The organism is Sorangium sp. So ce295, assembly GCF_051527405.1.
In the GTDB taxonomy this organism is placed as follows: Bacteria; Myxococcota_A; Polyangia; order Polyangiales; family Polyangiaceae; genus Sorangium; species Sorangium cellulosum_B.
In genome coordinates this window covers 11,474,808-11,498,543 of sequence record NZ_CP150324.1, presented here as the reverse complement: position 1 = coordinate 11,498,543, position 23,736 = coordinate 11,474,808, and the positions used below count along the sequence as shown (strand labels likewise).

Here is a 23,736-nt window from a genome sequence, read left to right as displayed (position 1 = left end):
GCCGACGCAAAGGTGAACTTCCGCAGGCCGCCGCGATCTGCCCGACCTCCGAGGCCCGCCTCGTGTCCTGGACCTCAGCGCCCGCCGCTCCCCGGGAGCCTCGGCGCTGCGCCCCCGGGGGCGCGCGGCGGCGCGCCGTTCGACGCCGCGCCGCCCGCGGCCACGCGCTGCATGCAGAGCTTCAGGCCCGCGCGGAGGTTTCCGACGGTCGCGATGCCCGACAGATCGAGCCCGAGAGACACCATCGTCTGCGCCACGTTGGGCCGGATGCCCGTGATGACCCCCTCGGCGCCCAGGAGCCGGATGGCTCGGATGAGCTCGATGAGATAACTCGCTGTCTTCGTGTCGACGACCTCGACGCCGGTGAGGTCCAGGATCGCGAAGCGGGCCCGCTTGTCCACGATGGCGGCCAGGAGGTCGTCCATCACGTCGGCGGCCCTCCTGCTGTCGACGACGCCCACCATGGGGAGGGTCAGCACGCTGTCCCAGACCTCGATGATGGGCGTCGACAGATCGCGGATCACCTGTTGCTGGCGCTCGATGAGGTCGAGCCGCGCCTTCAGCTCGTCTTCCCTGAGCTTCGCCTCCGTGGCGTCTTGCGTGAAGCTGACCGCGCCGTTGCGCTCCCCGCGCTCGTCGGTCAGCGGGATGATCCACGTCTCCCAGGCCATCCCGTACGCCTCGACGCGGGTGCGGACGAACTCGCCCCGGACCGCCCTTCGCATCGGCTCCATGTCCATCGGCGCGGGAGGCTCGTCGAACACGTTCATTCCGACGAACTGGCCCGGCCTGAGGCCGAGAGACGGGAGCGTCTTGCCCTCGTGGAAGGTGCAGACTCCCTCCCGATCCATCCGGGTCACGGCCGTGTCCACGGTGCCGAGGATGGCCCGGAGGATCACGTCGCTCTCCTTGAGCTTCTCGACGGCCTCGACCTGCTCCGTGACATCCTGCCCGAAGCAGAGCAGCCGAATCGGCTCGCCGCCGTCGTCGAGCACGGGCGCAACCCGCCACTCGCACACGACGGCGCGCCCGTCCTTGCGGGTATGGGTGCAGCGGTGCGGGGCGCTCTCCTGCCCGAGCGAACGCCCGAAGGTCCTGGCGTCCGGCTCGCTCACGATCGTGTCCGCGAGGCGGCGGCCCACCGCTTCGTCAGCGGTATATCCAAAGATGCGTTCTGCCCCGGCGTTCCACTCGGCGACCACGAGATCGTCGAGCTCCCCGGCGCACTCGATCACCGCGAAAGGCGCGCTGCGGACAGCCCTCATGTAGCTCGCGGCGAGGCCCGGGGAACCGGGAGCGGTCACGGTGCTCATCATCTTTCGTCCAAGGTAAACGGGGCCGGCTGCCGGTGTCGAGGACGACCGACGGGAGGCCGGCAGGGAGGACGAAGGGTGAGCTGAGCTTGTGAGATGAACTTCGTTGGGCCGCCCTGGGGGGTCGAGCCCTTCGAGGCAAGGCGCTCGAAGCGGGTGCACGGCCACGACCTCCGGCGTGGGTTCGCCACGCACCTCCACGAGGCTGATCAGGAGTTGCGGACGATCGAGGCGGCTGCTCGGGCACCGGCACATCGCTACGCCGATCATCTGCACGCACGTCCTGAATCACGACGGCTGGGTGTGAAGAGCCCTTTCCATCGGATGAGAGCGGGGACGAGGAGCCGCTCCACGTCCATCCCATCCGTCCTCCTCGCGAACCCAGCCTGGCGTGCTCATCCGTGAACGGTTACATTCAACAGATCGAGGTCGTCGACCTGTGACGAAGCAAGAGATCCAAGCCTTGTGCGCTGTCGCGCTTGAGTCCTTCAAGGACGTTCTCCCCCCAGAGCGCTTCCGCGATGCGCACGACTGGGTTCACCGGTACGGGGAGTGGGGGCTCGCCATGGAGCATGTCATCGACTGGGTCGGCGACCTCGATCTCCCGGTCGACCAAGCGCAGTTTGACGCCATCGAGCGCGCCATGGCCGCGATGGGATGGGCCGAGAGCTCGAGGATGAAGTGGCTCCGTGGATATTTCCCGTCGCTCGGAGCGCAGAATTCCCATGAGGGTTAGTCCGCATGAAGCTTCACGAGCGCCGCGCTCGTGCATGGCGCCGTACAGGAGGAAAGCCAATTGACTGAGCTCCATTTTCGCCGTGCCCATCCGGAGGACGCGGCCCGCCTTCAGGACATCCGGCGCGCGGCCTTCGCGCCCGTGTTCGCGTCGTTCCGCTCGATCCTCGGCGACGAGCTCTACGAGCTGGCGCAGCGGCGAGACGACGAAGCGCAGGAAGGGCTGCTGACGTCGCTGATGGCGGCCGACTCGGGCTGGGAGCTGTACGTGGCGCAATCCGGCGACGCGGTCGTCGGCTTCGTGGCCCTTCGGCTCGCTCCGGAGACGCTCGTCGGCGAGATCGGCCTCAATGCCGTCGACCCCGCGCAGGCAGGCAAGGGGATCGGCACGGCGATGTATGACTTCGCGGCCGCGCGCCTGAAGCAGGCCGGGATGAAGGTCGCCACCGTCGGCACCGGCGGCGATCCGAGCCACGCTCCGGCGCGACGCGCGTACCGGAAGGCGGGGTTCGACATCGAGATCCCCAGCGTGTGGATGTACCGCAAGCTCTGATCTCGCCAGCCGACGTTGCCGCCCGCGATGTGCATGGCACAATGCGCTTTGGCGCCGAGCAGGCCGCTGCCGACCCGCCATGCAGGCAACGATCCAGCCTGCTCGTAGTGCGTCCGTGCGTCGGGTGATCGCATGAACACCTACAAGAAGGCAGATTTGCCGGTGGCCAAGGTCCGGCGCTTCCTGGAGCCGGGCCCTGTGGTGCTTGTGAGCTCTGCGCACAAGGGCCGGCGGAACATCATGACGATGGGCTGGCACATGGTGATGATGCAGGAGCCGTCCCTCGTGGGGTGCTTCCTCTGGGACCAGAACGATAGCCATGAGATGGTGCGGCGCAGCAAGGAGTGCGTGATCAACGTACCCACGGCCGATCTCGTGCGCGTCGTCATCGGGATAGGGCACAGCCACGGGTCCGAGGTCGACAAGTTCGAGCAGTTCGGGCTCACCGCCGTTGAGGCGACGAAGGTCGGCGCGCCCCTCATCGCCGAGTGTTATGCGAGCTTCGAGTGCAAGCTCGTCGACACGAGCGCCGTCAAGCGCTTCAGCCTGTTCGTCTTCGAGGTGGTGAAGGCGCACGTCGCGACGTCGCCACGCTATCCGACGACCGTCCACTACCGCGGCGACGGGGTGTTCATGGTGTCCGGTCGCAACGTCAGCTACCGGAGACTCTTCAAACCGGAGAACCTGTAGCTCGCCAGGCGCTATAGACGAAGACGGCAGGCCGGAGCGCGTCCGTGTCGACCGGGGCCGACTCTCGGCCGGGCGCGTGCGGTGCTGGTTGCGGCGCTGGGACGGTGCCAGGAAGAAGGCACAAGGAGGACGCTCGGTGCGGGGCGCTGGCCTGCTCGCTCCGGTCGGGATCCGCCGAACACGTGCGCAAGTAGATGTAAATGTATATACTGTTCACGCCATGGGCACGAGCAGGGCGAAAGTATTTCAAATCGGTGGAAGCCAAGTTGTCAGGCTTCCGAAAGATTGCCGGTTCCCCGATGGCGAGGTGCTCGTACGTCGCGAGGGACGCCGCTTGATCCTGGAGCCAATCGACGAGTGGCCTTCGAGCTTTCGTGCCTGCCTTGGGGCCTGGCCGGATGAGATCGAGCGGCCGCCACAGGAGCCAGTCACGGGCATAGGGGATCCGTTCAGATGACGCTCCGCTACACGCTTGACACGGATACCGTGAGCTTCGCTCTCCGCGGATTCGGTAGCGTTCCACGCGGTTGCTCGAGCATAAACGGTCTCAGCCGTCGTCGTGGACGATCGCCCAGCCGAACTCGGGTGCGAGCGCGCCGGTCGCGGCTTCCTGCGTGACGCCGAAGAGCCCTGCGACGAAGCGCAACGGGTGCTCCGTGCCGTCGCGCACATCGACGAACCTGACGGGGGCGCTGGAGATCGAGCTCGGGATCTGCAGGAGGCTCGGTCCCTCGGGCTTGAAACTCCAGTCCGTGCGCTTCTCCGCGGCGCGCAGCGCCTGCTCCCACCGGCCGAAGTACGGGTTCGGCTCGATGCGCTCGCCGTTCCGATCGAACGTCTTGAGGTAGGGAAAGAGGACGAGGATCCAGCCGGTCAGCTCGCTCGGCCCGGAGCCGCTCTGGTAGCGGAAGAACGAGCGCCAGAAGCCTGGGTCGACGTGCCCCTCGGCGGCGCGGACGACCTCGTCGAGCACCGGGAGGAGCGCGTCGGTCCAGGCCTCCAGGCCGAATTCGGACAGCATCGCGGCGCGCCGGCGAACGCTCTTCCAGTCGTCGACGCTGCCCAGCAGCGTGATCGCAGGGATGCCGCAACCCGCCATCATCTCGTACTCGAAGTAGGGCTGGAACGCGTCCATGAGGACGACCTCCGAGGCGGCGCGCTCCACGGCGCCGGTCGTCGAGAAGTCGGCCACGATCAGGTCGCGCAGGCGGCCGACGTGCGCGGCGATCTGCTCCGAGAACGCGGTGAACGCCTCGGGCCATGGATTGGGCTGGCCCAGGAAGAAGTCGGGCCGAACGACGACGAGCTTCTCTTTCCCCTGATGACGGACGAACCGCCCGCGCAGCGCTTCGGCGTTCAGCGCGACATGGTGGGCGAACCCCTGCGCGAGGCAGAGCCACACGGCATCCGGCGACAGAACCAGCGGGTAGTGAAGGTAGAATGCATCGTGCGCCGCGTGCGCGAGCGCGTTGGCATCGGTCGCGGAGACCAGCGGCGCGTCGCTCGGCGAGAACGCCTCGATGCGCGCCACGGGAGGTCGCGGCCTGCCCCAGGGCATTCGCCGCTGCCCCGGCGCGGCTCGCTCACCCCCGCCGAGCAAGCTCGGGATCGCCTTGGCGCGATCGAGCACCTGCATGAGCTGATGCGGCCGCTCGACCTCGGACACGGCGAAGGTGATTGACATCGATGCATCCTACCTGCGCATCGACGACACCTCCACGTCGAGGCGCTCCCGCCGGATAGAGAGCTGAACAACCTCCTGCGATGTGCCGGCCAACCCGCCGACAGCACCGAGAAATCAACGTCCTCGTCGGGAATTCCCCTCAGGACGGCTCGGTAGAAGCCCTGTCCGCGCTTGCAAGAAAGTGGACCGCCCGGCGAAGGTTCTGCTAGGGGGGTCTATCATGATCATCGCGCTCACCGGACAGAAAGGTGGGATCGGCAAGAGCACCACGGCCGTGAGCCTCGCCGTGGCCGCGCTGGCGAGCGGCCGGCGTGTGCTGCTCGTCGACGCCGATCCCCAGGGGACCGTCCGCACGTGGGGCGACGTGGCCGCCGAGGCGGGGCACGATACGCCGACCGTCATGGCCATGGGCGCCTCGATGCACAAGCCGGGACAGCTGCCGGAAGTCGCCGCCGCGTACGATCTCACCGTCATCGATTGCCCGCCGCGCCACGGCGAGATCGCGCGATCGGCGCTGATGGTCGCCGACATCGCCGTCTACCCCTGCGGCCCCACGGCCGCGGACGCCTGGGCCCTCACCGCCGCGCTCGAGGTGTTCCGCGAGGCCGCCGCGCTGCGGAGCGCGCTCAAGGGCTGCATCCTCATCACGCGCAAGCAAGGCCGCACGGCGCTCGGCAAATCGGCGCGCGCGGTGCTCGAGACGTCGGGCTTGCCGGTGCTCTCCACGGAGCTCGGCTATCGCATCGCCTACCAGGAGTCCCTCGCCTGCGGGCAAGGGGTGACGGGCTACGCACCGCGGGACGCCGCGGCTAAAGAGATCACCCACCTTCTCGAAGAACTGGAGAAGCTTCACCATGGCCAAAAAGCAAGTCGCGGTCTCGCTACGAAAGCCGCCGTCGCCTGAAAAGGCCGACGCCTTCGTCGCGGGAGGCGAAGGCGGCAAAGCGGCAGACGACGTCGTGAGGTCGAAGCCCGCCGCCCATCAGCGCGCGCACGACGGCGAGGAGCCCGTCGAGGCGCGGCAGGAGCGAGCGCAGGAGGCGCCGCAGGAGCGAGCACCGGAGGCGCGGCCAGGCGCAGAGCCGCTCGCGGCGACGGCGCCGCAGGCAGCCAGCGCCGCCGCCGGGCCCCAGGCCGCCGCCGGGCCCCATGCGCTCGCCACCACCTCGGAGCCGCACGCCGGCCCGCCGGTGCTCCTCGGGAACGACGGCCGCTCCCGGCGCGCGGTCACCGTCTACCTGCCCGATCCGCTCGCGGATCGGCTGCTGCTCCATTGCATCGAAAACGACCGCGACATGAGCAACCTGGTCGGCGAGGCGGTCGAGGTCCACCTCGACAAGCGCCTCGGGCCGGCGTCCGTCTCCGCGGCCCCGGCTGAGGCCGCCGCTCCCCGCGAGGCGCCGCCTCCGAGCGCGAGCTACCGCACCGAACCGTTCCGTCCTGCGGACACCGGGCCGAAAGGGCGGGTCGGTCGCGTGGTCCAGGTCGGGCGGGTGCTGATGACGCTCTGGCGTCAGCGGCCGCGGGCGAGCTGACCGACCAGCGCGCATCGACGCCGCCCCTATCGCACCTGACTGGCGCGGCCGCCTCGCAGGGAGTTGACGTTCACGTCCATCTCGCCAATGAGAACCTAGGAGACAATGGACGTCGAAGAAAAACTCTTGAACATCCTCCTCGTCGAAGACGACGACGTCGACGTGATGAATGTCCGCCGGGCGTTCAAGCGGAACAACATCTCGAATCCCCTCTGGGTCGCCGGGAACGGCGTCGAGGCCCTCGAGATGCTGCGCAGCGGTGTCGTCCCGGTCGAACGACGGCTCATCCTGCTCGACCTGAACATGCCCAAGATGAACGGGATCGAGTTCCTGCGCGAGCTGCGGGCCGATCCAGAGCTCGGGGCCACGTCGGTCGTCGTGTTGACCACATCGAACGACGACCGCGACAAGGTGGGAGCCTACAACCTCAACGTGGCTGGCTATCTCCTCAAGCCGGTCACGTTCCTCAGCTTCGTCGAGCTCATGGCGGCGCTCAACAAGTACTGGAGACTTGTGGAGCTACCGTAGCGAAACACATCGGCTTTCCGATCCTCGTCGTGGCGAGGGGCGCCCCGCGCGGCGCGCGCGCTCACGCTCTCCGGGAGACACCGCGCTACTTGCTGCGCTTGACGACGCCGAGCGCCTTCTGCGCCGCCTTGACGGCCGCCTGCGCCTCCTTGCCGGGGGCGCTCGAGAGCGCCGAGATGAGCGCCGTCGCGACCTCGCGCCGGCTGTGCGCGTGCACGTCCGCGAGCTTGAGGTAGAGCGGCGCCTTGTCGGCGAGATCGGCGTCGCCGCGCCGCGCCTCGATCCGCTCGACGAGGCAGGCCGCCACCGCGGTGTCGTCCATCTTCTTCAGCGCGTCGAGCGCCGCCGCGCGCTTCGCGAGCTCCGGCCGCGCCTCGATGAGGTCCACGAGCGGCGTGAGCGCCACGGGGCCGAACGCGCGGATCGCGTCCGCCACGATGCCGGGCTTGTAGCCGTCGGCGTAGGCCGAGAGCAGCTCGCTCAGCCCGCGGACGTCGCCGAGGAAGCCGAGCGCGTACGCGGCGATCTTCGCCTCCCGCTCGTCCACGCCGCGGCTCGCCAGCATCCGCACGAAGGTCTCGACCATCTCGACGTCGCCGAGCTGCGCGAGCGCGTAGGCGGCCTCCTCGCGCACCTCGCGGGAGGCGTCGGCGTAGAACGCGCGGCGGAACGCCGGCAGCGCGGCGAGATCGCCGAGCTCGGAGAGCGCCTTCAGCGCCTCGAGCCGCTCCTCCTTGGTCGGCGCGGCGCCCAGCGTCTTCGCGAGCTCGTGCACGCGCCCGAGCCGCGCGGCGCGCCGGGCGCGCACGGCGTCGTTCCCCGGCCCGCCCGACGGCGCCGCGTGCGTGACGTCGATCACGTCGAGCGCGTCGCGGGCGAGCGCCCGCAGGCCCGCGTCCTTCGCGTGCTCCGCGACCTTGCCGAGCATCGCCGTGGCCTCGGCGCGGGCCGGGCCGCCGTGCAGCACGACCGCCTGCAGCACCCGCACCGCCGTCAGCTTCGCCACGCGGCCCGCCTTCACCGTGAGCGCCTTCTCCGCGGCGGCGATCGCCTCGGCCCCGAGCGGCGCGAACGTCCTCGCGATGGTCGGCGTCGCGGTGCCGTCCGCCCAGATCGGGAAGATGCTCGCCACGAGCTCGCTCGCCGGCAGCGACGCGTAGTAGCGCGCGTGGTGGACCGCGGCGACGTAGCGGTTCATCGCGCCCGCCGCGCGCCGCCGCGCCACCTCGTCCGGGGAGAGCGTCTCGTCGGGCCGCGCCACGGCGACGCTCTCGTAGGTCGGCACGCGCTCGGTCGAGGCGCGGTCGATCTGCGTCGCGCCGGCCAGGCGGACGAGCGCCATCTCGAGCACCTGGTAGAGCTTGATGAAGTCGTCGAGCCGATCGGCCGGCTCGGGCCGCTGCGGCAGCGCCTGGAGCAGCGCGGCCTGCTTCTCGAGGCGGAGGTCGCGCAGCCGCGCGGCCAGCGGGTCCGTCGCGCGCGCGCTGAGCCCTGTCAGGCCCGTGACGAGCGCCTCGGCGAGCTCCTCGCGGACCTCGCCGAGCGCGATGGCCGCGGGCGACGCGCCCGCCTCGCGGGCGGCGGCGTTCCACGCGGAGCCCTCGAGCGGCCCGCCCCGCGCGGCGAGCCCCTGATCCAGGACAGGGCGCAGCTCCAGGCCGAGCGGCCCCTCGACGACGGCGGCGAGCGGCCACAGCGTGGGCAGCGCGGCGTCGATGCCGACGTCCCCGAGCAGCGCGCGGAGCCGCGCGTCGCGGAGCGAGCCGGCGAGCCGCTCCTCGAGCGCCGGGTCGTCGGGCAGGTGGAGCGCCTCCCCCTTGTCGTCGACCGCCGCGAGCCGCGCGCCGCGCGCGAAGAGCGTGTCGGTGAGCACCGCCACGGGCACGAGGTCGGGCGCGAAGACGTCCTTGCGGTGCTCCTGGAGCGCCGCGAGCGCCGCGCCGACGTCGGGCAGCGCCCGCGCGAGCACGGCCTCGAGGGCGCCGGCGTCGAGCGGGCGCTTGTCGCCGAGATCGCTGAAGTCGACGCGGAGCGGCGGGTAGCCCGGGTAGGTCGTCGCCCGCGCCCCGGCGAGCACCTCGCCGGCGAAGCTCCGCTTCGGCTCGGTCCGCTTCGCCAGGAACACGGGGAGGATCTGCTTCTCGCTGACGTGGCGGCCCGACTCGAGGTCGATGAAGCGGCTCTCCCGGATGACGAAATCGTCGCTCGTCGTCCGCGTCGAGAAGGCGTACTCGACGAGCGTGAGGTCCCCGGCGGGCTTCCTGTCGGACGCCTTCCACGTCTTGCCGACGAGCTCCTCGACGTGGCGGTCGTCGAGCGGCTCGCCCGCGAGGTGCTTCTCGAGCTTGCGGGCGGTGAGCAGGAGATCGGCCATCACGTTCGCGTAGGCGACCGCCGGCAGCGCGCCGCGGGGGGCGCCCCGGGCCTGCCGGCCCCCCGCGGCCTGCCCGCGGAGCAGCGCGGCGAGGTCGAGCGTCCGCGCCGAGAGGCGCCGGAGGCGGTTCTCCCGGAGCGCCTCGGCGAGCTTCTCCATCTGCTCGATGCGGTCGCCCCCGATCGTCGCGACGCCGGACACGCCGAGCTCGCGCACGAGCGTGCCGACCTGCTCGACGCCGGACTTCATCATGGCCTGCGCGTCCGCGCTGCCCTTCTTCACGCTCTTGCGCGCGGTGTCGCCGCCCGGCGCGCCGGGCGGCGGCGCCTCGCTCACGGCGAACGACTCGGGCGCGCGCGCCCACGCGACGAGCAGCGCCGCCGCGTGCTTGCAGAACGCGGTGTTGAAGGTCCGCGCCGGGCAGGAGCAGCGCCCCTTGAACGCGGGCGCCGGCGCGTCGCTGTAGACGAGCGACACCTTGTAAGGCGAGGCCCCCGAGCCCTTGGCGTCGCAGAACAGCTTGTTCTCGTAGCGCGCGAGGTTCAGGAGCTGCCCGCCGTCGTAGAGCAGCGTGCCCTTCTTGAGCTCTCCCGCGTCCTGGATGAACGCCCGGAGCTCGCCGGCCCCGATGCGCTTCACGTCGCCCGGGGCCGCGCTCACGGCGCCTCCGCGGGCGAGCGCGCCGGGCGCGGCGCCGTGGGGATCTCGTCGTTCGGGAGCAGCGGATGGGCGGCCGGCATCGGCCTGGAAGGCTATCACGGGCGGCGGCGCGGGAGCTCTTTGCTGCCTCCGCCCGCCTCCGCCGGATCAGGCCATCGGATCGTGGGATCGGGCCCTCAGCCGTCAGGCCAGCTGTGCGCCGGCGCCGGCGCGCCCCACCGCGGCCTCGCCGAGGCGCGGGTAGTCGATGTAGCCGCGCGGGCCCTCGGAGTAGAAGGTCGCGACGTCGGGCGCGTTGAGCGGCGCGCGGCGCGACAGGCGCTCCGGAAGATCGGGGTTGGCCAGGAAGGGCGCGCCGAAGGAGACGAGATCCGCCGCGCCGGTCCGCAGCGCTTCCTCCGCGGTCTCCAGCGTGTAGCCGCCGTTCACGACGAGGGCGCCGCGGAACCGATCGCGGAGGAGGGGCGTCACCCGCGCCGCGGCGTCGAGCGCCTGCCCCGAGAGCGGCTCCACGACGTGCAGGTAGACGACCTTGCGCGCCGAGAGCTCGGCGGCGACGTGGCCGAAGATCGCCCTCGGATCGGAGTCGCTCATGTCGTTGAACTCGCCCAGCGGCGAGATCCGCACGCCGACCCGGTCGGCGCCGAACACCCCCGTCACGGCCTCGGTGATCTCGAGCAGGAACCGCGCCCGGTTCTCGACCGAGCCGCCGTACCGATCCGTCCTCTGGTTCACGCCGTTCCGGAGGAACTGGTCGATGAGGTAGCCGTTCGCCGCGTGGATCTCGACTCCATCGAAGCCGGCGGCCTTGGCCCGGCGCGCCCCGTCCTCGAACTGCGCGACCACGCCGGCGATCTCGCCCGTCTCCAGGGCGCGCGGGGCGGCGTACGGCTGCGGGCCCTCGGGCGTGTACGCGTGGCCGTTGCGGATGGCGACGGCCGAGGATGAGACGGGCGCCTGCCGGTTCGGCTGGAACGAGGGGTGCGACGCCCGCCCGACGTGCCAGAGCTGAAGGAAGCCGCGCCCCCCTGCCCGGTGGATCGCGTCCGTCACGAGCCGCCACCCGGCGACCTGCGCGTCCGTGTGGATGCCGGGTGTGCGGAGATATCCCACGCCCTCCGGGGTGACCTGCGTCCCCTCGGTGATGATGATGCCCGCAGAGGAGCGCTGCTCGTAGTACCGCGCGTTGAGCTCGGTCGGCACGTTGCCCTCTCCCGCGCGGCAGCGCGTCAGCGGCGCCATCACGACGCGGTTCGGCAGCGAGAGGGGGCCGAGCGCGAAGGGGCTGAAGAGCAGGTCTTTGGCGGTGGTCACGATCGATGCTCCTTGCAAAGAAGATGTAGCTTCCGAAAGGGAAGTGGCATCCGTTCGGCGGGCATCATGAATCTGCACTGCGCGATGTCAAGTCACTTCCCTTTTGGAAGTGGATAGGTCATTCTGGTGTCTGGGACGACACATGAAGCACGCGTGCCAGCACCTCTGCGAGAAGTTTCAGGTCGCGATGGACGTGCTCGCGAAGCCCTGGAACGGGCTCATCATTGCGACGCTCGAGGAGGGGGCGCTGCGCTTCGGCGAGATCGGCGAGCGGATCGACGCGATCAGCGATCGGATGCTCTCCAGCCGGCTGAAGGAGCTCGAGGCGCTGGGCCTCGTGGTGCGGCGCGTCCTGCCGGGGCCCCCCGTGCGCGTGGAGTACGAGCTGACCGACGCCGGCCGGGGATTCGGCGAGGTGGCGCAGGCCATCTCGCGGTGGGGAGAGCGGCTCGCGGTGAGCGCGGCGCGCGGCGGGGGGGCGAAGCGCGCCGCACGGGCGGCACGGGCCGCACCGGCGGCGAAGCGCGCGCGGGCGTCATCCACGTAGCGTCCACGTAGCGTCCACGCAGGTGGCGTGACGGATGTCACGAAGGAGTCCGCCCGGTCCTGAGCAGCGCTCAGGCAATACCTGACGCCGAGCGCTCGTGTGGCGAGGTAGCGAGAGCAGCGCTCGTGTCGATCGCGAGGTTGCGCTTGCCGCTCAGGTGGAATGGTGATGTAATTCGAGGGCTTCGCATCTCCGTGGCTGACAAACGGGGTGCAGATCCGTGGGATACGAGCTCAGCCGTTAGGCCGGCGAGTGAGGCGTACGAAAGTACGCGGCGCGAGCCGAACGACGCGGATGAGCTCGCCAAATACACGAAGACGCGCCTCGCTATAACGCGAAGCGTTGGCACGAAGGCGTCCCCTGGGGGTCGCGGTGGATCGCCGTATGAACCTGCAGCACCAGCGCCGACCGGGGGGGATGAGGCTCGCGCACCAGTTCTGGTTGTCTCTCGTCCTCCCCATCGCGATGGCCATCCTGCTGTATGGCATCTTCGCGTCGGCGCACCGCAAGCAGGTCCTGCGGGAGGAGGCCACGGCGGAGCTCCGCAACTACGCCACCCTGCTTCAGGCGTTCGTCGAGAGCGCGCTGCAGCGCAGGGACCTCGCGCTTGTCCGGCGGCGGGCGGAGCACTTCGCGAGCGCCGAGCGCATCCTTGGCATCGCCGCGTTCACCAGGGAAGGTGAGGCGATCTTCATCACGAAGGGAGTCGAGCGCGAAGCGGAGCGCCTCGGGCAGCTCGCGCGCCGGGCGTTCCGTGAAGGAGGCGACATCGAGGAGGTCGCCAGCCTGGTAGGGCAGCCCGTGCTGCTCCGCACGGTCTCCATCCAGCCGAGCAGCGCCAATCAGCCCCTGGTCGCCGTCCTGGTGCGCGATCATCACTACGCCGAGGTGCTGGAGAATGCGTTGAATCACGGGCTCGCGGTGACCGGCGTCGTGCTGCTGCTGGTCAGCGCGGTCGTCGCCGGGCTCGTCGGGCGCTTCACGGTCGCGCTCCCGGCGCGGGCCATCCTCGCCGGGGCCGAGCGCGTCGCGAGCGGCGATCTGGACGCGGCCGTGCCCGAGCGCGGCGCGGAGGAGCTCTCTCGTCTGGCGAGCGCCTTCAACACGATGACCTGCTCTCTCCGCGAGGCGCGGGAGCGCGCCGTGCGGGAGGAGGCGGCGCGGGTGAACGGGGAGCGCAAGCTGCAGCAGGCGCAGGCGCTCGCCGCCGCCGGGCAGGTGGCGACCTCGCTCGGCCACGAGATCGGATCGCCGCTGAACGTGATCCATGGCCGCGCGCGCCGCGCGGCCGACCTGCCCGGCTGCCCGGAGCACCTGCGCGCCGAGCTGGAGACCATCGCGCGGCAATCCGAGCGGATCACGCGCGTCGTCTCTCGCCTCGTCTCCCTCGCTCGGCCGCCGAGACCGCAGCGGGCGGACAGCGATCTCCGGCGCGTCATCGACGATGTGGTCGCTTTCCTCGGCCCGGAGTGCAGGAGGCGCGGCATCGAGCCGAGCGTCGTGTGCGAGGGCGCCGCGAGGGCGCGCGTCGCCCTCGACTCCGATCGTCTGTTTCAGGTCGTGTTCAATCTGTGCTTGAACGCCGTCGAGGCCCAGGGCCGCGGCGGCGAGCTCGCGGTGCGCATCCTGCCCGAGTGTGATGGCCCAGCGGGCTCTGCCGTCGTGTGCTTCGAGGTCGCCGACGCGGGGCCGGGGATCCCCGCCGAGGATCTGCAGCAGATCTTCGACCCGTTCTTCACGACGAAGGCGGCCGGCGGCGGGAGCGGGCTCGGGCTCGCGATCGTCCGTGGCATCGTCGAGGAAGCCGGCGGCTCGGTGGAGGCCGCCGCTTCGTCGACAGGCGGGGCGCGCTTCCGTGTCATCTTGCCCGCGATCGTGTCCGATTCACCGGCGAGCGTGTCCAGTTCACCGGCGAGCGTGGAAGCGAGCTCAGAGGCGAGCTCGGAGTCGAGTAGAGGGGGTAGAGAGGAAGGGCAGAAAGCATGAGTCTGAGCTCACCGAGCGTGTTGGTTGTCGAAGACGACGATGATCTCGGCCGGTTCGTCGTTGACATCGCCAAGGACCACGGCTACCAAGCAACGCACGTGGCCGATGCGATGTCGGGCCTCGGTCTGCTGCCGTCGGGGGATTTCGACCTGCTGATCACCGACATCCGCATGCCGGGGATGGACGGCATCGAGCTGATCGCGCGGGCCAAGGAGCACGACCCGTCGCTGGCGATCATCGCGATCACGGCGTTCGGCTCCGTCGAGACCGGGATGCGCGCCCTCCGCGTCGGCGCCTCCGACTACCTCTCCAAACCTTTCCGCTCCGATGAGCTAAGCTCTCGCATGCGACGCGCGCTCGAGCGCCGTGCTCGCGATATCGAGCATGCTCGTCTCCAGCGGCAGGTCGCAGAAGTGTTGCGCCGCGGCAAGCCGTGACGGCCGTCCTCCAGGGTCTCATGACGCCGAGCTCCCCGGCGTCGATGAGGCCTGAACACCTGAAACGGGAACTAGCACTCCAGGCGCGCTATCGTCGGCAGGAAGGTGGTCATGCAATCGAACAACATCGCGGCGACCTCGAAGGACAAGCACGGGAGCGGAGCGAGCAAGAAGAAGCCGCCGCCCCGCAAGCGCGGCGCCAACGGGAGCCACCTGGATGTGCGGGAGATGCAGCTCCAGGCCGTGCTGGAGGTGCTCAAGGCGGTGAAGGCCGGCAACTTCTCCGCGCGCGTCGGCATCGGCGAGGTGCCCGGGACGATCGGTCAGATCGCCGATGAGGTGAACGACGTCGTCCAGCAGCTGCAGACCGTCGGCTCGGAGATCACGCGCGTTGCGCGCGAGGTAGGCACCGAGGGCAAGCTGGGCGCGCAGGCGGAGGTGCAGGGCGTCAGCGGGACGTGGAAGGACCTCACGGACAACGTGAATGTCCTCGCGGGCAACCTGACGAACCAGGTGCGCAACATCGCGGTCGTGACGACGGCGGTGGCGAACGGCGACCTGTCGAAGCAGATCACGGTCGAGGCGAAGGGGGAGATCCTCGAGCTGAAGAACACCATCAACAAGATGGTGGAGCAGCTGCGCGCGTTCGCGTCGGAGGTGACGCGCGTGGCGCGCGAGGTAGGCACGGAGGGCAAGCTGGGCGCGCAGGCGGAGGTGCGCGGCGTCAGCGGGACGTGGAAGGACCTCACGGACAACGTGAATGTCCTCGCGGGCAACCTGACGAACCAGGTGCGCAACATCGCGGTCGTGACGACGGCGGTGGCGAACGGCGACCTGTCGAAGCAGATCACGGTCGAGGCGAAGGGGGAGATCCTCGAGCTGAAGAACACCATCAACAAGATGGTGGAGCAGCTGCGCGCGTTCGCGTCGGAGGTGACGCGCGTGGCGCGCGAGGTAGGCACGGAGGGCAAGCTGGGCGCGCAGGCGGAGGTGCGCGGCGTCAGCGGGACGTGGAAGGACCTCACGGACAACGTGAATGTCCTCGCGGGCAACCTGACGAACCAGGTGCGCAACATCGCGGTCGTGACGACGGCGGTGGCGAACGGCGACCTGTCGAAGCAGATCACGGTCGAGGCGAAGGGGGAGATCCTCGAGCTGAAGAACACCATCAACAAGATGGTGGAGCAGCTCCGGACGTTCGCCGCGGAGGTGACGCGCGTCGCGCGCGAGGTAGGCACGGACGGCAAGCTCGGCGGTCAGGCGCAGGTGCCGGGCGTCGCCGGCACGTGGAAGGACCTCACCGACAACGTGAACCAGCTCGCCGGCAACCTGACGAACCAGGTGCGCAACATCGCCCTCGTCACGACGGCCGTCGCCAAGGGCGATCTCTCTCAGAAGATCACCGCCGAGGCGAAGGGGGAGATCCTCGAGCTGAAGGACACCATCAACAAGATGGTGGAGCAGCTGCGCGCGTTCGCGTCGGAGGTGACGCGCGTGGCGCGCGAGGTAGGCACGGAGGGCAAGCTGGGCGCGCAGGCGGAGGTGCGCGGCGTCAGCGGGACGTGGAAGGACCTCACGGACAACGTGAATGTCCTCGCGGGCAACCTGACGAACCAGGTGCGCAACATCGCCCTCGTCACGAAGGCGGTCGCGAGCGGCGACCTGTCCCAGAAGATCGCGGTCGAGGCGAAGGGGGAGATCCTCGAGCTGAAGGACACCATCAACAAGATGGTCGATCAGCTGCGCGCGTTCGCCGCGGAGGTGACGCGCGTCGCGCGCGAGGTAGGCACGGACGGCAAGCTCGGCGGCCAGGCGCAGGTGCCGGGCGTCGCCGGCACGTGGAAGGACCTCACCGACAACGTGAACCAGCTCGCGGGCAACCTGACGAACCAGGTGCGCAACATCGCCCTCGTCACGAAGGCGGTCGCGAGCGGCGACCTGTCCCAGAAGATCACGGTCGAGGCGAAGGGGGAGATCCTCGAGCTGAAGGACACCATCAACAAGATGGTCGATCAGCTGCGCGCGTTCGCCGCGGAGGTGACGCGCGTCGCGCGCGAGGTCGGCACGGAGGGCAAGCTCGGCGGCCAGGCGCAGGTGCCCGGGGTCTCCGGCACATGGAAGGACCTGACGGAGAACGTCAACGTCATGGCCTCGAACCTCACCTCGCAGGTGCGCGGCATCGCCAAGGTCGTGACCGCGGTCGCGAACGGCGATCTCCGCCAGAAGCTCGCCCTGGAGGCCAAGGGCGAGATCGCGTCGCTGGCGGACACCATCAACGACATGACCTACACGCTCCGCGTGTTCGCCGAGCAGGTGACCACGGTCGCGCGCGAGGTCGGCATCGAGGGCAAGCTCGGCGGCCAGGCCAAGGTGCCCGGCGCGGCCGGCACGTGGAGGGACCTCACCGACAACGTGAACCAGCTCGCGGGCAACCTCACCACGCAGGTGCGCGCCATCGCCGAGGTCGCCACCGCCGTGACGAAGGGCGACCTCACGCGGGCCATCTCGGTCGAGGCGCAGGGCGAGGTCCTCCAGCTGAAGGACAACATCAACCAGATGATCTCGAACCTGCGGGACACGACGCGCGCCAACCAGGAGCAGGACTGGCTGAAGACGAACCTGGCGCGCTTCTCCGGGATGATGGCCGGGCAGCGGACGATCGAGGCGCTCTCTCGCCTCATCATGTCCGAGGTGACGCCGCTCGTGTCGGCGCAGCACGGGGCCTTCTATGTGCTCGAGTCCGAGGAGAAGTACCCGGCGCTCAAGCTCACGTCGAGCTACGCGTTCCAGAAGCGCAAGGGCATCTCCAACCGGTTCGCGCTGGGCGAGGGGCTCGTCGGGCAGTGCGGCCTGGAGAAGAAGAGCATCGTCGTCACGGATCTCCCGGACGACTACATCCGGGTGAGCTCGGGCCTCGGCGACGCGCCGCCGCGCAACATCTGCGTCCTGCCGGTGCTCTTCGAGGGCGGCCTCAAGGCGGTCATCGAGCTGGCGAGCTTCCAGAACTTCACGCCCATCCACCTCACGTTCCTCGAGCAGCTCACGCAGTCGATCGGCGTCGTGTTCAACATGATCGGCGCCAGCATGAGGACGGAGGAGCTGCTCCAGGAGCTCCAGAGGTCCAACACCGAGCTCGGCTCGCGGTCGCAGGAGCTGGAGGAGAAGGCGTCGGAGCTCGAGATCAAGAACCGCGAGATCGCGCGCGCCAGCGCCTCCCTGGAGGAGAAGGCGAGGGAGCTGTCGCGCACCTCGAAGTACAAGTCCGAGTTCCTCGCGAACATGTCGCACGAGCTGCGCACGCCGCTGAACAGCCTGCTCATCCTCGCCAGGATCCTCGCGGACAACGAGGAGCACACGCTCACGCCGAAGCAGGTCGAGTACGCGAAGACGATCGCCGCGGCGGGGCAGGACCTCCTGCAGCTCATCAACGAGATCCTCGACCTGTCGAAGATCGAGGCCGGCAAGATCGACGTGAAGACCCAGCGGGTGCTGCTCTCCGAGCTGGCCGAGTACGTCGAGCGGAGCTTCCGGCAGATCGCCGAGCAGAAGGAGCTCGAGTTCTGGGTGCGGGTCGCGACCGGCGTGCCCGCGGGGATCATGACGGATCTGCAGCGGCTCCAGCAGATCCTGAAGAACCTGCTGTCCAACGCGTTCAAGTTCACGTCGTCCGGGCGGATCTCGCTCGAGATCGAGGTGGCCGGCAAGGGGCTCACGTTCAAGCGGGAGACGCTCGTCAAGGCGAAGACCGTCCTGGCGTTCGCCGTCACCGACACGGGTATCGGCATCCCGGCAGAGAAGCAGACGCTCATCTTCGACGCGTTCCAGCAGGCGGACGCGTCGACCAGCCGCACCTACGGCGGCACAGGGCTCGGCCTGACGATCAGCCGGGAGCTGGCCAGCCTGCTCGGCGGGGAGATCTCGCTGAACAGCACGCCCGGGCTCGGCAGCAAGTTCACCCTGTACCTGCCGGCGGAGCGGACGGAGTCGAAGGCGACGAGGCCGGCGCGCGCCGAGCTGCCCGAGCCGGTCGCGCCGCTCCTCACGAACGGCTCCTCCTCGGTCGCGCTCGCCGGGCGCAGCGTGCTTGTCATCGACGATGACGCGCGCAACGTCTTCGCCATCACGAGCCTGCTCGAGCGGCGCGGGGCGCACGTGGTCCTGGCCGAGAACGCGAGGCACGGTATCGAGATCTTGCGCGAGGCCGATTCGTCGATCGATGTTGTCCTCATGGACATCATGATGCCCGAGCTCGACGGCTACGAGGCGACGCGGGAGATCCGGAGCGATCCTCGCTTCAACGAGCTGCCGATCATCGCGGTGACGGCCAAGGCGATGCCGGAAGATCGACAGAAGTGCCTGGACGCCGGGCTGAACGATTTCGTGGCCAAGCCGGTGGACGAGGGGCGGCTGATGTCGGCCATCCTGCACTGGGTGCGGCCGGATTGAGCCACGGAGCCGTACCGTGTCCACCCCGCCCGAGACGACCAGCATTCTCCTTGTCGACGATCAGCCGGAGAACCTGACGGCGCTCAGGGCGATCCTTGTCGACGAGAGCTACCGCCTCGTGACCGCGGCGAGCGGGAAGGACGCGCTCCTCAGGATCCTGTCCGAGGATTTCGCGGTCATCCTGCTCGACGTGCGGCTGCCGGACATCGACGGCTTCGAGGTCGCCTCGCTCGTGAAGCAGCGGGAGCGGTCGCGCCACACGCCGATCATCTTCCTGACGGCGGCGACGGACGATCTCGCGGCCATTTACAGGGCGTACGCCGTGGGCGGCGTCGACTACCTCCTGAAGCCGCTCGAGCCGGAGGTCGTCCAGGCGAAGGTCGCCGTGTTCGTCGAGCTCCACCGGCGCGGCGAGCAGATCAAGGAGCAGGCGGAGCTCCTGCGCCAGGCCGAGCAGCGGCGGCGCGACGCCGAGGTCGAGGACCTCCGGCGCGCCGCGCAGGCGAGGTACCAGAACCTGGCCGACGCCATCCCGCAGTGCGTCTTCACGGCGAAGCTCGACGGCGGCATCGATTACGTGAGCTCGCGCTGGCTGGAGTACACGGGGCTCGCGTTCGAGGCGCTCCGCGGCTGGGGCTGGCAGGCCGCCGTGCACCCGAACGATCTGAACCAGTTCGTCAGCAAGTGGCGGCGCTGCCTGGAGTCGGGCGAGCCTTTTCAGGGCGAGTGTCGCCTCAGGTCGATTCACGGCGCCTACCGCTGGCACCTGTGCCGGGCGGTCCCGGAGCGGGACGTCTGGAAGCGGGTGGTCGCCTGGCTCGGCAGCTTCACGGACATCGACGACGGCAAGCGCCACGAGCAGGAGCGCCTGCACCTCCTGACGCGCGAGCGGGCGGCCCGCGCCGAGGCCGAGGCCGCGGTGCGCCGCTCGGAGATCCTCGCGGAGGCGTCGAGCTCGTTCTCGGCGTCGCTCGACGAGGACAGCGTCGCGGCGGCCCTCGTGCGCATCTCCGCGGAGCGCGTCTGCACCTGGTGTGTGCTCGACATGCGGGAGGAGGGCGGCGCGCGCCGGCTCGCGGCCGCGCACAGGGCCCGCGACGGGGCGCGGTTCATGGCGCGGTTCGGCCCGCGGGAGCTCGCCTTGACCGCGGACGGCGTCGGCGCGGTGCTCACGACAGGCCGCCCCGACCTGCGCGTCGAGTGCGCTCCGCGCGACGTCGCCGTGGCGCTCGACATCGACGATCCCGCCGTGATCCAGGAGATCGGCGCCAGCAGCTACCTGTGCGTGCCGCTCGTCACGCGCGGCGAGGTGCTCGGCGCGCTCAGCATGGTGTGGGTCGAGCCGGGCGAGCGCTTCGAGCCGCCCGATTTCGCGGTCGCCCTCGACGTCGCGCAGCGCGCGGCGCTCTGCCTCGAGAACGCCCGGCTGCTGCGGATGACGCGCGAAGCCGTGCAGATCCGCGAGGATTTCGTGGCGGTCGCCTCGCACGAGCTGAGGACGCCGCTCAGCGCGCTGGTGCTCCAGGTCCAGGGCCTCACCCGCGCCCTCCACCGCGCGGACGGCGGGCTGCCGGCGGAGCAGGTGCTGGCGAAGCTCTCCCAGGCCGGCGGGCAGATCGACCGGCTCACGCGGCTCATCGACACGCTGCTCGACGTGGCGCGCATCAACAGCGGCCACCTCGAGCTCAGCCTCGATGACGTGGATCTGTGCGACGTGGCGCGCGACGTGGCGGGCCGCCTCGAGGCCGAGCTGGAGCGGGCCGGCTGTACGCTCGACCTGGACATGCCGGTGACCGCGGTCGGCCGGTGGGACCGCCTGCGCATCGATCAGGTGATCACCAACCTGCTCATGAACGCCATCAAATACGGGCGGGGCAAGCCGATCCAGGTGCGCGTCTCGGTGGATGGGCGGTCCGCGGTGCTCCAGGTGGCAGATCAGGGCATCGGGATCGCTCAGGAGTACATCGCGCGCATCTTCGGGCGCTTCGAGCGGGCGGCGCCCACCAGCTCGTATGGCGGGCTGGGCGTCGGCCTGTACATCGTGGACCAGATCCTGAGGGCCCACGGCGGCACCATCCAGGTGGAGAGCGCCCCGGGCATGGGGGCGAGGTTTCAGGTGGCGTTGCCGCTCCCGCCCCGAGCGGCTGGTCCGTCCGGGCCCCTGGGCGAGCGCCCTGGATCGTCGTTGACCGGTCCCGCCGGCTGAGAGGCGCTCTCCTGAGCTCACCAGGCGTCTCACCTGGCGCCCGCCGGGGCAGGGATGCGGTCGCGCTGCGCCACCGTTGCAACCGGTGGTTTCAACCGTGAAAGGCGTCTCACGGTCCCCCTGGGAAAAGCGGCGATGCCGGCATCCGGCCATCGTTGGCCTGCATCGTGCAACAAGCTCGTGACAGAGCGCCCGGTGCGACGCCCGGGGGCAGTCCCTCGCCGATCACCACGGAGACACGGAGGCACGGAGCAAACCCAGACCCGTGCCTTCGTGCCTCCGTGGTGCCTGCGTGCATCCGCCGTGAGAGGCGGAAGGCGAGCGGATCTCCCGGGTGGACAAGTTCACGTCCGGACGGGCGCTCAGGGCTCGTGATCTCCGCACTGCGACGCTGCGTAAAAGATCAAAACGGTTTATAGGTGATGAGCCCTCGCTGCGAGACGTGATCAGTCCGCCACACATATCGGTAGTTCAAGTGAAACTTTCTATCAGCCTAGTTGGCCCCTCGATCAGCGCCATGGACAGCGCGGGTCCCCTCCTGGTCAAGACACCCTCTCTCGAAGAGGTGGTTCGGGCGGCCGGGGCCCGTCGGCGGGTCTCTGCGACCGCTGCCCGGGGCGCCACGTCCCGGAAGCGCGCCGCCGCCCGTCGGACGGACGAGCGCTCGGCGAAGGCGACCCGCCGCGCGCGGTGACAGGGCCGGCGCGGGGCGTCGAGGACGCCCTCGCTGGCGCCGGGCGTGTCGAGAGAGCGCGCCGCCCCCGCGTTGCGGTGCGAGGGCCACGGAGGCACAGACGACGCAGAGGAAGGAAAAGAACCTCTGTGTCCTCTGTGCCTTCGTGGTCTTTGTGCCCCCGCCGGGCGCTCAGCGCGCCTCGGCGTCGAGCAGCGGGCCGAGGTCCTGACCTCGCATGAGCCGCTCTACCACCTTGACGAGGAGCTTCGGGGTGCAGCCGAAGCACGGGGTCCCGAGGGCGGCGAGCTTCTGCGCCATGTCGTGGTCGTACGACGGTTTGCCGCTGTCGGACAGCGCGAGCAGGCAGATCGACTTCACCTTGCTGTCGGCGAGCTGGCGCATGCGGGCGAGGAGCTCCTCGGCGTTGCCGCCTTCGAACAGGTCGGTGATCAGGATGAACAGCGTCTTCTCGGGGCGCTCGATGAAGTTCGCCTGGGCGTAGGCCACGGCGCGGTTGATGTCGGTGCCGCCGCCGAGCTGCGCCGTGAACAGCACGTCGACCGGATCGACGAGCATCGGAGTCACGTCGACGACCTCGGTGTCGAAGAAGAGGAGCCGAGTGCGGAGGACGTCGAGGGAAGCGAAGATCGCGGCCATGATGGAGCTGTAGACGACGCTCTCGCCCATGGAGCCCGACTGGTCGACGAGGATCGCGACGTCCCACTCGTGTCTCCGCGTCTGGTTCGCCCAGAAATAGAGCTTGTCCGGGACGAGGCGGCGCCGCTCGGCGTCCCATCCTCGGAGGTTCTTGCGGATGGTGCGCTTCCAGTCGAGGTTCCTGAGGACGCGGAGCGGGCTCGTCGTGTTCCGCCGCAGGGCGCCGAGGACGGCGGTGCGGATCTCGGACTCCAGCGCGCGCCGCACCTCCTCGACGACCTCGCGCACGATCTGCCGGGCGGCCTCCCGGGCGGCGTCGGGGATGAGGCCCTTCGCGCTCATGAGGGTGGCGACGAGCTCGACGTTCTTCTCGAGGAAGGGCAGCGTCTCGGGCTCGAAGAGGAGCTGCGTCAGCCCTCGCTTCTCGATGGCGTCCTTCTGGACGAGCGCGACGATGTCGTGGCTGAAGAACTCGCGCACCGCGGAGAGCCACTCGGGGACGTACGGCCGCGAGCCGCCGAGGTTGCCGGCGCGCTCGTCGTAGATGAACGAGAGGGCCTTGTCGAGGTCACCGAGCCGCCGCGGGTCGACGTGAAGAGCGGACGCCCCGCCGCCGAGCCCCCCGAGGGAGAGCCGAGGATCGACGCGCTCGGCCTCGGGCCCGAGCGCGAGCCGCCAGCGCAGGAGGGCGTCGCGGTCGCCGTCGGTGAGGTCGTCCGTCGCGCCGGCGGGGGAGGGGGGCGGAGGGGCTTTCTTGGGGGTGCGGGCGCTCATCGCTGTGGGGTGTCGGAGGGATCGCGAGCTCTCGAGAGAGCCTGTCTGGCGGGAGCCCGATGAGCCGCCCCGCGGCGCGCGCAGCGAGCGGCCGCAAGCGCCGTGCGCGCTTGCCGCACAGCGGCAGGATAGGGGGCGTGGCCGCCTGGCACAAGGAGGACGGCGCGGCGGAGCTGCCGGGCTCCGCCGGCGCGGCGGAGCTACGCCTTCGGAGCCCCGACGGTGAACTCCCAGACGAACTTCCCCTTGCCTTGCTTCTCATCGGGCGGGGTGAGGACGAGCCCGTCGATCGACTTCACGACGCAGCTCGCCACGTCGTCCGACGCGGTGGTGCCGGCGGGGTCGACGGCGACGTTCGTGATGCGGCCGCTGTCCTCGAGCACGGTGAAACCGACGGTGACCTTGCCCTTCGCGCCGGGGTTCCGCGCGAGCTCGGCGTCATAACAAGCGCTGATCTCGTCGCGCTTCGTCTCGAACAGCGCCGCCGTATCGTCGCGGTACATCTCGGCGTTCCGCACGGCGAAGGAGCAGCCCGCGGACGCGCTCGCCAGAACCATCATGGTGAGACCCGAAAACAAGTGCTTCATGCTCGCCTCCTTGCGGGGAGCGCCGCTCACGGGC

At 69.9% G+C, this 23,736-nt stretch carries 17 protein-coding genes; 11 read left to right on the top strand and 6 right to left on the bottom strand.

Translation table 11 applies throughout. From position 1 onward, the window contains the following. Positions 1 to 74: 74 nt before the first annotated feature. The gene (locus tag WMF11_RS43660) at positions 75 to 1,313 is read right to left on the bottom strand and encodes a PAS domain S-box protein (protein ID WP_437979392.1); all 1,239 of its coding nucleotides are present in this window, start codon (positions 1,311 to 1,313) and stop codon (positions 75 to 77) included. Between the two features lie 439 nt (positions 1,314 to 1,752). Here WMF11_RS43660 and WMF11_RS43655 point away from each other — a divergent pair, with 439 nt between their 5' ends. The 3 genes from WMF11_RS43655 to WMF11_RS43645 all read left to right on the top strand — a co-directional run bounded on the left by WMF11_RS43655 (position 1,753) and on the right by WMF11_RS43645 (position 3,291). Next, complete coding sequence (locus WMF11_RS43655; RefSeq protein WP_437974970.1) at positions 1,753 to 2,049, top strand: MafI family immunity protein; 297 nt, start codon at positions 1,753 to 1,755, stop codon at positions 2,047 to 2,049. Positions 2,050 to 2,109: 60 nt separating this feature from the next. Further along, positions 2,110 to 2,601, top strand: a complete 492-nt coding sequence (locus tag WMF11_RS43650) for an N-acetyltransferase family protein (RefSeq protein WP_437974969.1) — start codon at positions 2,110 to 2,112, stop codon at positions 2,599 to 2,601. Positions 2,602 to 2,733: 132 nt separating this feature from the next. Beyond that, a complete protein-coding gene (locus WMF11_RS43645) occupies positions 2,734 to 3,291 on the top strand; it encodes a flavin reductase family protein (protein WP_437974968.1) in 558 nt (185 codons plus the stop codon). A gap of 547 nt (positions 3,292 to 3,838) precedes the next feature. On the opposite strand, the gene WMF11_RS43640 is transcribed toward WMF11_RS43645, so the two are convergent. Continuing rightward, positions 3,839 to 4,975: a DUF4419 domain-containing protein gene (locus WMF11_RS43640; RefSeq protein ID WP_437974967.1), complete on the bottom strand. Its 1,137-nt coding sequence runs from the start codon at positions 4,973 to 4,975 to the stop codon at positions 3,839 to 3,841. Positions 4,976 to 5,156: 181 nt separating this feature from the next. On the opposite strand from WMF11_RS43640, the gene parA reads away from it, so the two are divergent. From parA to WMF11_RS43625, 3 genes are all read left to right on the top strand, one after another. Beyond that, a complete protein-coding gene (gene parA, locus WMF11_RS43635) occupies positions 5,157 to 5,879 on the top strand; it encodes a ParA family partition ATPase (RefSeq protein WP_437974966.1) in 723 nt (240 codons plus the stop codon). Beyond that, positions 5,830 to 6,510 (top strand): hypothetical protein, encoded by a 681-nt coding sequence (locus tag WMF11_RS43630; protein WP_437974965.1) that lies wholly within the window; start codon positions 5,830 to 5,832, stop codon positions 6,508 to 6,510. Before parA ends, WMF11_RS43630 begins: the two co-directional genes overlap by 50 nt. Before the next feature lie 105 nt (positions 6,511 to 6,615). Then, entirely contained in the window at positions 6,616 to 7,038 is a 423-nt protein-coding gene (locus tag WMF11_RS43625) for a response regulator (protein ID WP_272102242.1), read from the top strand. A gap of 85 nt (positions 7,039 to 7,123) precedes the next feature. Here WMF11_RS43625 and WMF11_RS43620 read toward each other — a convergent pair whose 3' ends face one another. Further along, on the bottom strand, positions 7,124 to 10,072 hold the full coding sequence (locus WMF11_RS43620; protein ID WP_437974964.1) for a HEAT repeat domain-containing protein: 2,949 nt from the start codon (positions 10,070 to 10,072) through the stop codon (positions 7,124 to 7,126). 183 nt (positions 10,073 to 10,255) lie between these two features. Continuing rightward, positions 10,256 to 11,386, bottom strand: a complete 1,131-nt coding sequence (locus tag WMF11_RS43615; RefSeq protein ID WP_437904998.1) for an alkene reductase — start codon at positions 11,384 to 11,386, stop codon at positions 10,256 to 10,258. Between the two features lie 142 nt (positions 11,387 to 11,528). Here WMF11_RS43615 and WMF11_RS43610 point away from each other — a divergent pair, with 142 nt between their 5' ends. From WMF11_RS43610 to WMF11_RS43590, 5 genes are all read left to right on the top strand, one after another. After that, positions 11,529 to 11,933 carry a winged helix-turn-helix transcriptional regulator gene (locus WMF11_RS43610; RefSeq protein ID WP_437974963.1) on the top strand — a complete coding sequence of 135 codons (405 nt, stop codon included), beginning with the start codon at positions 11,529 to 11,531 and terminating at the stop codon, positions 11,931 to 11,933. Positions 11,934 to 12,317: 384 nt separating this feature from the next. Beyond that, entirely contained in the window at positions 12,318 to 13,919 is a 1,602-nt protein-coding gene (locus WMF11_RS43605; protein ID WP_437974962.1) for an ATP-binding protein, read from the top strand. Beyond that, positions 13,916 to 14,356: a response regulator gene (locus WMF11_RS43600; RefSeq protein ID WP_437904996.1), complete on the top strand. Its 441-nt coding sequence runs from the start codon at positions 13,916 to 13,918 to the stop codon at positions 14,354 to 14,356. Before WMF11_RS43605 ends, WMF11_RS43600 begins: the two co-directional genes overlap by 4 nt. 111 nt (positions 14,357 to 14,467) lie before the next feature. Beyond that, a complete protein-coding gene (locus WMF11_RS43595; protein WP_437974961.1) occupies positions 14,468 to 18,802 on the top strand; it encodes a HAMP domain-containing protein in 4,335 nt (1,444 codons plus the stop codon). Between the two features lie 16 nt (positions 18,803 to 18,818). Continuing rightward, positions 18,819 to 21,008 (top strand): ATP-binding protein, encoded by a 2,190-nt coding sequence (locus WMF11_RS43590; protein WP_437974960.1) that lies wholly within the window; start codon positions 18,819 to 18,821, stop codon positions 21,006 to 21,008. Positions 21,009 to 21,873: 865 nt separating this feature from the next. On the opposite strand, the gene WMF11_RS43585 is transcribed toward WMF11_RS43590, so the two are convergent. Further along, positions 21,874 to 23,115: a VWA domain-containing protein gene (locus WMF11_RS43585; RefSeq protein ID WP_437904994.1), complete on the bottom strand. Its 1,242-nt coding sequence runs from the start codon at positions 23,113 to 23,115 to the stop codon at positions 21,874 to 21,876. Between the two features lie 200 nt (positions 23,116 to 23,315). Then, on the bottom strand, positions 23,316 to 23,702 hold the full coding sequence (locus tag WMF11_RS43580) for an AgmX/PglI C-terminal domain-containing protein (RefSeq protein WP_437974959.1): 387 nt from the start codon (positions 23,700 to 23,702) through the stop codon (positions 23,316 to 23,318). Between the last annotated feature and the right edge of the window lie 34 nt (positions 23,703 to 23,736).